General features: G+C 49.3%; 10 protein-coding genes. 4 read left to right on the top strand and 6 right to left on the bottom strand.

The window, feature by feature from the left end:
- The first annotated feature begins 22 nt into the window (after positions 1–22).
- From recQ to AC2YIT_RS21665, 3 genes are all read left to right on the top strand, one after another.
- Positions 23–2,176, top strand: a complete 2,154-nt coding sequence (recQ, locus tag AC2YIT_RS21675) for a DNA helicase RecQ (RefSeq protein ID WP_487280574.1) — start codon at positions 23–25, stop codon at positions 2,174–2,176.
- Positions 2,177–2,220: 44 nt separating this feature from the next.
- A complete protein-coding gene (locus tag AC2YIT_RS21670; protein WP_430850690.1) occupies positions 2,221–2,604 on the top strand; it encodes a RidA family protein in 384 nt (127 codons plus the stop codon).
- Positions 2,605–2,810: 206 nt separating this feature from the next.
- A complete protein-coding gene (locus AC2YIT_RS21665; protein WP_430850688.1) occupies positions 2,811–3,053 on the top strand; it encodes a hypothetical protein in 243 nt (80 codons plus the stop codon).
- A 35-nt stretch (positions 3,054–3,088) separates the two neighbouring features.
- On the opposite strand, the gene AC2YIT_RS21660 is transcribed toward AC2YIT_RS21665, so the two are convergent.
- The 5 genes from AC2YIT_RS21660 to AC2YIT_RS21640 form a co-directional block, all read right to left on the bottom strand.
- Positions 3,089–6,874, bottom strand: coding sequence for an SNF2-related protein (locus AC2YIT_RS21660; protein ID WP_487280573.1), 3,786 nt, complete (start codon positions 6,872–6,874; stop codon positions 3,089–3,091).
- Positions 6,875–6,963: 89 nt separating this feature from the next.
- Positions 6,964–7,407: an NUDIX domain-containing protein gene (locus AC2YIT_RS21655; protein WP_487280572.1), complete on the bottom strand. Its 444-nt coding sequence runs from the start codon at positions 7,405–7,407 to the stop codon at positions 6,964–6,966.
- 356 nt (positions 7,408–7,763) lie between these two features.
- Positions 7,764–8,348 carry a D-sedoheptulose 7-phosphate isomerase gene (gene lpcA, locus AC2YIT_RS21650; protein ID WP_487280571.1) on the bottom strand — a complete coding sequence of 195 codons (585 nt, stop codon included), beginning with the start codon at positions 8,346–8,348 and terminating at the stop codon, positions 7,764–7,766.
- 23 nt (positions 8,349–8,371) lie between these two features.
- Positions 8,372–9,022 (bottom strand): tRNA (5-methylaminomethyl-2-thiouridine)(34)-methyltransferase MnmC2, encoded by a 651-nt coding sequence (gene mnmC2, locus AC2YIT_RS21645; RefSeq protein ID WP_430850680.1) that lies wholly within the window; start codon positions 9,020–9,022, stop codon positions 8,372–8,374.
- A 29-nt stretch (positions 9,023–9,051) separates the two neighbouring features.
- Positions 9,052–10,320, bottom strand: a complete 1,269-nt coding sequence (locus AC2YIT_RS21640) for a retropepsin-like aspartic protease (RefSeq protein ID WP_487280570.1) — start codon at positions 10,318–10,320, stop codon at positions 9,052–9,054.
- 301 nt (positions 10,321–10,621) lie between these two features.
- Between AC2YIT_RS21640 and tpiA the strand changes: the two genes are divergently transcribed.
- Entirely contained in the window at positions 10,622–11,383 is a 762-nt protein-coding gene (gene tpiA, locus AC2YIT_RS21635) for a triose-phosphate isomerase (protein ID WP_487280569.1), read from the top strand.
- Positions 11,384–11,582: 199 nt separating this feature from the next.
- Here tpiA and AC2YIT_RS21630 read toward each other — a convergent pair whose 3' ends face one another.
- Entirely contained in the window at positions 11,583–12,839 is a 1,257-nt protein-coding gene (locus AC2YIT_RS21630) for an OmpA family protein (RefSeq protein WP_487280568.1), read from the bottom strand.
- Positions 12,840–12,883: the final 44 nt, after the last annotated feature.

The raw sequence follows: 12,883 nt of genomic DNA, 5'->3' as shown, positions 1-12,883 counted from the left end.
AAATACCATTAATCAGTACATCATGTCCATTAACAAACTTGAAGCATTAAAGAAATATTTCGGATACGACTCCTTTCGCCCTCAGCAATCCGAAATCATCGACACCATCATGGCTAACCGCGATTGCATGGTGCTTATGCCTACGGGCGGTGGCAAATCAGTCTGTTTTCAAATACCGGCTGTGCTCCGTGAAGGGCTTACCGTTGTAATCTCCCCGCTGATCGCCCTGATGAAGGACCAGGTTGAGGCATTGCGTGGAAATGGCATTACTGCGGCATTCCTCAACTCCACTATTTCGGGCACCGAACAGGACCAGATCATGTGGCAAATCAAGCTCGGGGAGTTGAAACTGCTCTATATCGCGCCGGAAAGGCTCTTTGCAGGAAATACCTTCGATTTGCTGCGGGAATGGAACGTGAGCCTGTTCGCCATCGACGAATCACACTGTATTTCGTCCTGGGGCCACGATTTCCGGCCAGAATACCGCCAGCTGAACCTTCTAAAAGTCCGCTTCCCCGACGTGCCGATTGTAGCCCTCACCGCCACTGCCGACCGCGTCACTCGCCGCGATATCCTCAAACAACTCAATATCGAGCACGCCGAAACCTTCATTTCCAGCTTCGACAGGCCAAATCTGAGCCTGAATGTATTACCCGGAAGAAAGCGAATCGAACAAATTCAGCGCTTCATCAACCGGCACGAAGGCCAGCCCGGTATTATTTATTGCCTCAGCCGAAAAGGTACTGAAACGGTGGCAGCCAGCTTGCAAAAGGCAGGCTTTCGCGTTGCGTACTACCACGCGGGCATGACAGGCGACAAGCGCTCGCAAGTGCAGGAGAATTTCTTGAGAGACGATATTCAAATCATCGTCGCAACGATCGCATTTGGAATGGGGATCGACAAATCGAATGTCCGCTGGGTAATCCACTATAACCTGCCATCCAATGTCGAGAGCTTTTACCAGGAAATCGGGCGGGCGGGCCGTGATGGAGCGAGCGCGGATACCGTGCTATTTTACAGCTACATGGACATTATCACCCGGCAGGATATGATTAACAATTCCGATCAATCGGTTGAGCAAAAAGAATTGCTACACGCAAAACTGAACCGGATGAAGCAATATGCCGAAGCCGACATTTGCCGCCGACGCATTCTTTTGAGCTACTTCAATGAGCCGGTGGACCACGATTGCGGCAACTGCGACGTGTGCCGCAACCCGCGAACCCGCTTCGACGCCACCATTATCGCCCAAAAGGCATTATCAGGCATTGCCCGCACCGAACAGAAGGTAGCCATGGGTATGCTTATCGACATTCTCCGCGGCAGCCGCAACCGGAATATCCTGCAACACGGCTACGAAAGGCTTCCTACTTTCGGTGTCGGGCATGAGCTGCGCGGCGACGAATGGTCGGAATACCTGGGGCAAATGCTGAACTCCGGCGTCATGGACATTGCTTACGACGAGGCGCATTCTTTTAAACTGAATCCTGTAAGCTGGCAGGTCTTGAAAGGCGAGCGGCAAATACAACTCGTAAAATTTATCCCGCTCGCCGAGCGAAAAGCGAAAGAGGAAGAATTGTTAAAAAAGGAAAAACCGAAACAGGAAATCATCCGCGATGCCCTTTTCGAACGCCTCCGCCAGCTCCGCAAGCAGCTTGCCGATACACTGGGCGTCCCGCCATATGTCGTATTCAGCGACACTTCGCTTTCGGAAATGGCCCAGAAAAAGCCGATTTCCGAAGCGCAAATGAAGGCTATTTCAGGTGTAGGTGCCGAAAAATTCCGTCGATACGGCGAAGCATTCATCAACGAAATCCTCGATTTCGCCCGGGAGAACAATGCGCCTGGCACCCGTGTGATGAAAGGAATGACTTTCGTAGAAACTTTCGATCTTTACAAGGAAGGCTACTCCATTAAAGCGATCGCAGAAAAACGGAATTTGAACCCAGTAACGATCATTTCGCATTTGGTGAAGCTAAAAGAAGACGGCCACGGAGTCGACTTAAAATCACTCATTGAACCCGAGGCCTACAAAACCATCATCGCCGCCGCCGAAGAAATTCACGTCGGAAAAAATGATCCGTTGAAGCCGCTGTTCGAACTACTGAACGAACGTTACGATTACGGGCAAATCCGGCTGGCGCTTGCGATTTGGGAAGAGGAACGGCAAAACTAGCAGCACGTGCTTATATTTACGTTTTCAAATACTTAACCAATAATATGTCAAGACAAAATATACTCTCAGGATCTCCCTGGGAAGACAAAATGGGGTATTGCCGGGCAGTACGGATCGGAAATATCATTGAAGTGGCCGGGACGGTGGCTATCGTGGACGGCGAAAAAGTGAAGGCCGATGATGCTTATGCGCAAACCAACAATATCATCGAACGCATTGAGAAAGTGTTGCAAGATGCGGGCGCAAGCCTCGCAGATGTGGTTCGCACACGAATTTTCACAACGGATATTACCCTTTTTGAAGACATCGCCCGCGCACATGGCGCATATTTTGGGGAGATTAAGCCCACCACAGGGATTTATGAAATCAGCAAACTGGTGTCGGCCGACTACCTTGTTGAGATCGAATTCACCGCAATAGTACAGTGATATATCGAAATATTTAAAAAAAGCCTGTTTCCCGGTGAAAACAGGCTTTTTTGTCACCATTTGAAACTGTGATTCCAACCTTCTGGCGCAATATTTGCTCTTTGTGAAAGTGTTGTCTGATTTAGAACCCTAAACAATAGGCATCTCTTAACATGAAAAATGGAATTACACTTCTAATTGCCTCAGTTTTACTGGTACTGTGCGTAATGCAAAAAGAAGCCCGGTATGGAACGGCCCAGCACGACAGTGTAGAAAAAATGTACAATTCTTCGCCAATAGCGCCAAAAGATGGCGGCACTTCGGCTCCTGAATATGCAGACCAATTGCTAACCGATTCACAGACATTTGAATTCGCGTCTGCCGACTCGTTGAAATCAGAGACTACCGCCCGACTGGCCAATCAAAGATTATTGCACATTTCGGCGAGTACCAAGCTGCTAAATTACTGAACCAAGCCGATTCAGTAATTTAGCTTTCTCATGGTTTAACTGAAGAGCCCCATAATATCTTCCTGGCTCAATTTCTTGATAAAGCCGGATTCGCCGCCCACCAAATCTTCTGCCAAGTCCTGCTTACGTTGCTGCAACAGCAGAATTTTCTCTTCAATCGTATCCTTACAAATCATTTTATACGCAAACACCTTGCGCGTTTGCCCGATGCGGTGCGTACGGTCGATCGCCTGGCGCTCCACGGCGGGGTTCCACCACGGATCTACGAGGTACACGTAATCCGCTTCGGTGAGGTTAAGCCCTACGCCGCCCGCTTTGAGGCTCATGAGGAACACGCGGCAGGTAGAGTCGTTCTGGAAGCGGTTCACGCGACCGGCCCGGTCTACGGTCTGGCCGTCGAGGTATTCGTAAGGAATATTCATTTTTTCCAAATGCTTGCGGATCAGATCCAGCATGCCCAGGAATTGGCTGAATATCAATATTTTGTGATTCGATGCATTCTCCTCGATCTCGCGGGTAATCTCTTCCAGCTTCGCCGATTCGTTCCCGAAATCTTCATCGCCAGATAGTATAGATGGCGAATCGCAAATCTGGCGAAGTTTCAACAATGCTTCCAGGATAAGGAAACTGCTTTTGTTAAGACCTTCTGTTGCGAGTTTTTCGGCGATTTCCTGGCGATACCGTTCGCGGAAGGTGTCGTAAACTTTCCGTTGCTTGTTCCCCATTTCGCAGAACAGAATGGTTTCTGTTTTGTCCGGCAAATCGGTTGCCACTTCCTCTTTCGTGCGTTTCAACATGAATGGGTAGACCAATTTACGCAGCTCAGCCGCCTTTTCCTTATCCTGGTACTTGTCGATAGGCGTTGCATATTCCGTCCGGAAGAAATCGGCGTGACCGAGCATTCCTGGGTTCAGGAATTCGAATTGCGAGTACAGGTCAAATGTATTGTTTTCCACCGGTGTACCCGTCATGGTCAGGCGGTTGCGTGCGCGCAGCAGGCGTGAGGCCTTGGACGTGAGCGAATCGGGGTTTTTAATGGCTTGCGCTTCATCGAGAATGATATAGTTGAAATCAAACTCGCGCAGCAGCTCCACGTCGCTGCGCATGGTACCATAGGTGGTGAGAATAATGTCGTATTCCCGGAAAAACTCGATGTCTTTCCTTCTCGCCATGCCCCGGTGAACGTACAATTTCAGGTCAGGTGTGAATTTTGCTGCTTCTGCTTGCCAGTTGAATATCAGCGTAGTAGGAACTACGACAAGGTTCGTATATTCCGCATTCAGGTTTTTCTGGTTTTGCAGGAAGGTCAGCATTTGCAGGGTTTTCCCCAAACCCATATCATCCGCCAAACAGCCACCCCACTGGAATTCGTCGAGGAAATGCAGCCATTTATACCCCTCTTCCTGGTACTGGCGAAGCGTGGCCTCGATATTCTGCGGAAGCGGTACGGATGGGATTTGTTTAAAATTGAGCAGCTTCTGCTTCTTCTCCCAGAGCTCGCGGAAGACGTCCTCGTTGTCTATCTCCGAAACAAGTTCGTCGATGAGCGAGAAATGTATTTTCGATAAATGGATCTGATCGTCGTTCACCCGGCCGAACTGCATGAGCGGTTCCAGTTTGGCGATCCATTCGTCGGGCAACACGCCCAGCGAGCCGTCTTGCAACTGAATATAGTTCTGCTTTTTGAGCAGTGCCTTCTTCGCATCGGCCAGCGAAACCGTCTGGTCGCCGAAACTGATCTCGATCTTCATATCGAACCAATCAATTCCCGACGAAGTATGTACTTTTACCGTCCCGCGATTGGGATTGAACTTCATTTTTTTCAGATCCTTGAACCCGAAAATCTCGTAATGCTTTTTCTTGGCCGCATCCACGAAATTGAACAGCCAGCCATCTTTCATGACCTGCTCGAAAGGCACATAAAAGAACGGTTGACCGGTTTGATGCTCAAAGCTCGGGTGCAATGCCTTCGTCCAGTCCCAAATCGCATTTTCAGCCTGAACGTCACGTTCCAGCATGGTGATCTGGTTGTTGTCGAAGCTGGTTCGCGTACGGCGCTGATCGTGCAGTAGTTCCAGTTCTTCCTCCTTACCGTTTTGTTCAAGGTAAACATAGGAGGGCACTATGAGCAGGTTTGCCTCGTCTTCTTTCAAGTAAAACTTCGGCTTCTGAAATGCCAGCGGCGAAGTTTGTATTTCGTGGCGGGTCTGGAAAATCACATCGAATTTCTCGGAAACGGGAATGATCCAGTCTTTCAGGAAATCGTCACCAAAATCTTTCTTAACCCGTATTTTAAATCCATTCTGGCTAAGGTAAGCGACCATTTCGGCCTCGCTGATCCCCGCCCAGCGGAATAGAGTCTTTTCGTTATAAAGTCCCAGCCAGAAGCTGTCGAGCGTCACCACTTTCTGCAATTCAAGTGGGGTGCCCGGCTTAATTTCTACGTAAGGATTTAATGTAATAAACTCCTTATCCTCCGTGAGCACAAAAAACAGTTTTACGGGCTCGCGGTGCAGTTCGAGCTGGGTAAGCTGATGGTTGCTGGTCACATAGTCGCCATCGGCAAGGAAAAGGCGGTCGCCATCCAGGTCGTTGAAGACGCGGGTAAGTTGTTTGCCGACGTAATTCCGCGCTTCGTAGCGCTGATCAGCCTCTACATCATCGAAATGCAGATACGCATTGTAAGCCCAGCCTTGTTTACGGATGAATTTCTGTAACCCCTCCTCCCAATGTTTCGCCATGCGCACGAGGCGTGCATCCGACTCGGTGAGTACGGGAATTTCATCCGCATTATAATAGTGGCTCGAACCTCCGGCAATGTTGCGGATATTCGTAACCTTCTCGGATTTGGAACTGAATTTGACCGAAAAGACCCCGAAACCGATATCCAGCAGGTGGTTTTTTCCTTTTGGCCAAAACACAAAAATGGAAACACGGTCCTCGTCGTCCTGACCATTGTCGGTGAGCGTCACAGCAAATGACGATTCCTGTACCAGCAATATGCGCTCGCGAAGCGATTGCCAATCCTGGTAAGCGCCTACTTTCTGAATCGCCGGATCGAGCTTGATCAAATGCAGCCCGCCGTCCTCATCGAGCCGAAACTCGAACTTATCTTTAAACTGATCTTCCAGGGAATAACCGTATTCGGCCAGCAGATTGCTCTTCTCGACCGTCATATCACGCATTACTTCGAATGCTTTTTCGCCCAGCTCTTCACGGAGTTTCAGCAATGCGGCAAGCTTATGCTCGCAGAGCGGTACCCACAGTTTCTGGTTACAAGTACAGGAAGTCTGAACCTGCCGGGTGCCTTTTACACGGCGGAAAGTCGTCAGGTACTCCTGGCCTTTGTCCGTCACCTGGCATTCCGCCTCTCCTTCCCTGGCAGATACGATTTCTACCGGGCCCACGTTTTCACGGTTTTGCCACGTTTCGTCGAGTACCATGCCGCGGAGCTGCATTTCGCGGATTTCTTGTAGCTCGATCGTCGTGTTGCCCATTTCATGGACAACCTGTTTGATCGTCGGCATTTTGTCGAGAATGTACAAAATACCCGCCACGCGGTGCTTGCACAGCCCGGCTTTGTCGGGGCACGAACATTCGGTGGTTATCTGCGGTGTGAGAAAGTCGCGGATGAAAATCTGGTAGTACTGGATCGAATAGTCGCTTTTGACCTTGAACTCAGCATTACCGGGGCCATTATAATCGAGTTTGGAAACTTTTAAGCCGCCACTGCTATAAATGGAACGCCCTCTTGACAATACATCCCGCTCCGCCCGTCTCAGTAAGAAGTTGGATAATTTCTCCTTCTTTTCGTTTTCCATTTACCCTGCTGCCTATTAAAAACGCAAAAGTACGGCATCTTTCTGTCTTATAGAAACGAACGAAGAAGTATTGGCCCCGACTAACCGGTTTATGAGCGCACGTAGGGCTGGTCGATCACGCCGATATGCCCCGAATGCAGTGATTCATTGCAGAATGCGGCGATCTGCGGGCCGACATTGGGATACAAATGCCTCGAACCTAGCGATGCCACCGGCAGCCATACAATTTCCAATGCCGTAGTATGCAGCGGATCGAGCGTCGGCGTGCCCTTTGTTATATTTGCGTTAAATACCATATGCAGGGTCTCTTTCCGCACTTCCTGCCAGATTACCTCTCCGCAAGAGACCATTTTGCCGACCTCTACCTCCACACCCAATTCCTCCATCAGCTCCCGTGCGAGCGCGTCCGCCAGCGATTCGCCCGGATCGGGGTTACCGCCGGGCAATGCGAATACTTCCTTTTCGCCGTACTGGTAGCGCAGAGTTAGGATCTTGTCGTTGTCGAGAATGATAGCGGATGGACGGACGTTCATAACGGTACGGGTGTGATGGATGTGTTTGGTCAGATGTGGTCAGGAGGTTGTCAGGTCTGGTCAAGTGTGGTCAGGAATGGTCATTTGTGGTCAGGGAATGTCAAGTGTAATCAAGTAATTGTCAGGTGTGGTCAGGAATGGTTAGGAGTTGTTAAGTATTGAAATGATTGTTTCTCAATAAACAAACTTCCCGTGAAAAATAACACCCCCTGACAACAAATGACTAAACTTGACTACTCCTTGACATTTCTGACTATACCTGGCCACAAATGACAACCTCCTGACTATTCCTGACCACACTTGACTACATATGACTACTCCTGACCGGTACCTGACGTCGCCCTACCGCACGCGCGTCAATCTCGCAGCACCATTTTTTCGATCAGGAGCATGAAAATGTGGATAATCTTAATGTGGATTTCCTGAATGCGGTCGGCGTAGCCGAAATGCGGCACGCGGATCTCGACGTCGGCGATACCAGCGAGCTTGCCGCCGTCCTTGCCGGACAGGATAATGATCTTCATTCCTTTCGCCTTTGCAGCCTCGGTAGCGCGGATGATATTGGCGGAATTTCCGCTTGTACTCAGCCCCAGCAGCACGTCGCCAGGCTGTCCCAGTGCCTCAATATATCTTGAAAATACATATTCATACCCGAAATCATTGCTGACGCAGCTTAAATGGCTCACATCGGAGATCGCGATGGCCGGTAATGAGCGGCGGTTGTCGCGGTAGCGGCCGGTAAGCTCCTCGGCGAAATGCATGGCATCGCAATGCGAACCGCCGTTGCCGCACGAAAGGATTTTACCGTTATGAATAATCGCATCGGCCATCAGGCCTGCTGCCTTTTCGATCTTTTCGATTTGCTCGGGGTCGCTCAGGAAGTTGTCTAGAACGACTTGTGCTTCTTTCAGTTCCTGGCTAATAATGCTTTGGTAATTCATGTTGGTATTAATGCTAATGAATGTCAGAGTTTAATGGCTTTGAGTATATGCGCCTTTCGGCCGGGACCCTTGTGCCGCTCCACCTGAAAACCGGCAGCGGCTAATGCCCTTTTAACGATTCCTTTGGATGAATATGTCACTAATACGCCACCGGGTTTGGTTTGGGCCGCTATTTTGGTAAAAATTTCTTCCGTCCAGAGTTCAGGCTGTGCCTGGGGATCGAATGCGTCGTAAAAAATGACGTCAAAAAACCGGTCCGGGGTGAAATCCTGTAAGGTGGTTATTTCTTTCCTCAGGTTAAAAAAGGGAGAAATGGCCACTTCCCTGCCCCACGGCGCCTGGTGCAGCTGCATAAAGCCATTTTCACCAGTGGCTTCCTCGTAGTTGAGCTGCGATGCTTCCAGCAACGAAACGGGATATGCCTCCACGGAAGTGTAGAAAACCTGCTTTTGAAGCTGATCGGCCAGTTTCCAGGCGAGAAACGCATTAAGTCCCGTACCGAAACCCATTTCAAAAACAGAAACCGGCCCGTTTTCAAGAGCCGGCCTTAAACCAAGGTTGATATAAATGTGCACCGATTCATTCAGGGCACCTTGCAAGGAATGGTATTGCTGATTGAACTGCGCGCTGAACAATGAATGCGAGCCGTCTTCCGTGATAATGAAGCGTTCCAAATGGCCGGGTATTAGTTTGGCCAAAAGTACTAAATCATTCTGCGCAGTGTGATCTGGGTAAAGAAAATATCGCCTTTGCGTTTCACTAGCAAGTCGATGTTTTTGCCGTCGCCCCGCTGCATCAGCTTATATACCTCACTCACATTCAGCTCGGAAGCGGAATGGTCGTCGATAAACAGAAGCTGATCTCCCTCCATCAAGCCAGCACGCGCCGCCGGCGAGTCGGCCACAATGTGGTTGACGATATAATCGCGCAAATCTCTTCCTTCCGCCCGGATCTCCATACCGCTCATATCATGCTCAAATTTCTCGCGCAGGCGGCTTCTGATCGGTTTGAGCACCATGTAGCGCTCGCCATAGTTGAATGTGACTTTGAAACGACGGAGCAACTCGCAACCGATGTTCCCCTGCCGCTCGACTCCGGCCCGTATTTTGGAGCCGAATGCGATGCTGTCTGGGAACGAGGCTACGACATTATTGAGCTCAAACCGGCCCAGCTTCATTTTATCGACCCGGCCCAGGTTTCCATTGATAACGCCGTTCAGCCCGCGGCCTAATTGTGCGCGGATCACTTTTTCCGGCAAGCGGAATGTTTCCTTAGGCGTGTTGTTGAGCAGCAATGCATGTCCGGCGCCGGTATCAATCAGCACGCGGATCGGATGCTCGCGCCCATCGGCGAAAAGCGTCACGGCATCGGTAAATGGCTTGGTATCCTCGATAATGAGTGGGTGCTTGTCGCCTTTGCTGGTTTTGTACTTGTATCTGTCCGGCCGCATCAGCAATATTTCCTTTTTGGCGAAATCGATGGTCACGACGAAGTTGTTGAAGATCTCATACCCGAAAATCCCGTGTACCGGCACACCCACGTACTCGGATAACCGTAGGAAATCCTGTTCGAGAATTACAATATTCTGGTGGTTGGCCCTGAGCCTGCCCATCGAAAACCGGTTGTCTATTGCCACGTGTGCCGAAATAGATTCGCCTTCACCCGCGCCGGTGAGGTTAACTTTACGTGTTAAACGCAGCTTGTCGGCTTTGAGGATGTTGGGGTCCGTAATGATAATCGAACTAACTCCCGTGTCGAGGATAAAACGCAGCGAATCATTGTCGTTGATCTTCGCGTAGAGCAATATCAGGTTGGAATGCAGCTCGAACGGGATGCGTGCTGTTTTATGGTTTTTATCCAAAAAGTAACCATACTTCTCCTCTGATACAGGGGGTACGTCGCTGGAATGGCCGAATGTCAGGGTGTGAGTAAAAAGTATGATCGCTGCTATAAACCACTTAGACGTTTTCATCGTGGCCTCCTTTCTTTATGATGGCTAATGTTCTAATCCCGGGGTGACATATTTCAACACGTTGACTATAAATGACTTGAAACTCTATTTATATTCTTCGGTGTACGCTAAGTATCGAATTCAGTCCAATCGGTTAATTCAAGTAAAAATAGTTCTTTTCACATTAATAAAACACAAAAAAATCTCGATATGTGCAAACTTTTCGACATTTTTTTGATCACATATATATAATCATGTAAATGAGGAAAATATGGTACTTTTGTTGCGTAAAATGACTTTTTCCCACAATAAAAATTTTCTCATGCGAAAAAAAATTGTTGCCGGTAACTGGAAGATGAACAAGGTTCTGGATGAAGCAGTTGCGCTTACTTCGGAGCTCGTTAATATGGCCAAAGATGAGGTCCGTAATGACGCGAAAATCATCCTTTGCCCTCCTGCGATTTACCTTACTACGATTCAAAAATATATCGAAGACGCGCCCAACTTCGCATTGGCCGCTCAAAACTGCTCTGACAAAGTTTCGGGCGCATTCACCGGGGAGATCTCTGCACAAATGCTGCAATCGATCGGTGTACAATATGTGCTGATCGGCCACAGCGAGCGCCGCCAGTATTTCAACGAAACCAATGCATTGCTGGCTGAAAAAGTAAATACGGCGCTTTCTTTCGGCGTTTCGCCTATTTTCTGCTGCGGCGAATCGCTCGAACAGCGTCAGAATGAAGATTATATCGGTTTTGTAAAAAACCAGTTGACCGAAAGCCTTTTCCACCTTTCGGAAGAGCAACTGAAATCGGTAGTAATCGCCTACGAACCGATCTGGGCGATCGGAACGGGCCTTACGGCTTCGGCTGAGCAGGCGCAGGAAATGCACGCGGCATTGCGCGCGCACATCGCGTCGAAATACGGGGTGAAAGTAGCCGATGAAATTTCGATCCTTTATGGCGGAAGCGTTACAGCCGCCAGCGCACCAGAACTCTTCGCTGCACCGGATATCGACGGCGGCCTCGTCGGTGGCGCTTCGTTGAAATCACGTGAGTTCACGAATATTATCAAGGCGCGGTAAGCTTCGACGTCAGGTGTAGTCGGGAATTGTCATATATGGTTATGTATAGTCATTTGTGGTCATTTGTAGTCACGAGGGATAATTTGGTTCCCGTTGATGACAATGCCTGACAACAAACGACAATATGTGACTACAAATGACAATACCTGACTCCTCCTGACTACGCTTGACCACAAATGACAAAAGCAGCGTTACCATACTACATTTCCGTAATCACAAACTCCACCCTGCGGTTCTTTTTACGCTCTTCTTCGCTACCCTTCGTGCGCGGGCGCGTGCCTCCGTAGCCTTTTGCTTCAATACGGCTGCTTTCAATGCCTTTTTCGATCAGATAGTTCTTCACCGCCTCCGCGCGCTGGCGGGAGAGTTCGAGGTTTTTGTCAAAATCGCCCACATTATCGGTATGGCCTTCCACCCGGATCTTGAGCGTCGGGCTGTCGCGCATGACATCTACCAAGCGGTTCAGTTCTTCATACGACTCGGGTAGCAAAGTGTATTTGGAGGTTTCGAAATAAATATTCGGAAGCAGAATCGTTTCTCCTACGATCAGCGGCGTCAGGTACACGTCCTGATCGAATGATTTACCGGACGAATCGCCGGGCGCCAGGCTAAACGAGGACCCATAGTAACCGCGGGCCATCACACGGAATTTGTATTGCTCACCCGCATCGATCCCTACGCGGTATTTCCCCGATGATGAGCGAATTTGCAGCGTATCGCCTTTCTCCAAATATGAGAGCTGAGCCGCAATCGGTTCTTTGGTTTTCGCATTGTAAACCGTGCCTTTCAAAACAGCCATTTCCGTCTCTTTCTTTGCTGGTGTGGGGGCCGGCTTTTGCGGTGCTTTGGTCGCCGGCTGAACAGCAGGCTTCTTAGAAGGCGGTGCTGTTTCCTTCGCTATCGGTTTGGATGATTTTTCCGGCTGTTTTTTGAGCGGATTTTTAACATGAATGCCATAAAAGTTCCACGATTGGCTACCGCCCGAACTTCTGCCTTCATAGAAGTCGAATTCCTCGATTCCCGGCGTAAGTCTTTCAAAATAGGCAACAAAGTTGACTGTATCACCATTGGCAACACTCGTTTTGGTAGTAGTAGTGATATTCTCAGCCCTAATAAACTTGAATTTCTTGTCAATTTCGCCGGGCTTGTATAGCCGGGTCTCAGGATCGAGCCAGATCTGGCTCTGCCCGATGCCCTGCTGCGGAAATTGTGGAACGCGCGAGTCGGGGAAAGGCGACATCCGGGGTTGCGAACGGAATTGCGGCTGCTTTTGCGCCTTAGGCTCGATAAATTGCAGATAAATGACCGTGTTGGCGTCCGTCAACTCCACCTTTTTGATTTTCACATAGGGAACCGACGATTCTTCTACTTTGGGGTTTTCAGTAATTTGCCCGAAGCTGGTATGGATGGATAGTAAAATGGCTCCAAAACTGGCCGAAAGCAATTTGAAATTCATAGTGATATTGGGGTTTTACCTAAATATCAGCAAGAACGTCCGAA

The sequence above is a fragment of the Dyadobacter sp. SRI_021 genome (assembly GCF_057586235.1).
Note: the sequence above shows the minus strand (reverse complement) of the source record. Positions and strands in the feature narration are given on the sequence as shown.

Coding starts and splice junctions, on each gene's coding strand:
- recQ (WP_487280574.1), top strand. CDS start 23: ATGTCCATTAACAAACTTGAAGCATTAAAGAAATATTTCGGATACGAC.
- AC2YIT_RS21670 (WP_430850690.1), top strand. CDS start 2,221: ATGTCAAGACAAAATATACTCTCAGGATCTCCCTGGGAAGACAAAATG.
- AC2YIT_RS21665 (WP_430850688.1), top strand. CDS start 2,811: ATGCAAAAAGAAGCCCGGTATGGAACGGCCCAGCACGACAGTGTAGAA.
- AC2YIT_RS21660 (WP_487280573.1), bottom strand. CDS start 6,874: ATGGAAAACGAAAAGAAGGAGAAATTATCCAACTTCTTACTGAGACGG.
- AC2YIT_RS21655 (WP_487280572.1), bottom strand. CDS start 7,407: ATGAACGTCCGTCCATCCGCTATCATTCTCGACAACGACAAGATCCTA.
- lpcA (WP_487280571.1), bottom strand. CDS start 8,348: ATGAATTACCAAAGCATTATTAGCCAGGAACTGAAAGAAGCACAAGTC.
- AC2YIT_RS21640 (WP_487280570.1), bottom strand. CDS start 10,320: ATGAAAACGTCTAAGTGGTTTATAGCAGCGATCATACTTTTTACTCAC.
- tpiA (WP_487280569.1), top strand. CDS start 10,622: ATGCGAAAAAAAATTGTTGCCGGTAACTGGAAGATGAACAAGGTTCTG.
- AC2YIT_RS21630 (WP_487280568.1), bottom strand. CDS start 12,839: ATGAATTTCAAATTGCTTTCGGCCAGTTTTGGAGCCATTTTACTATCC.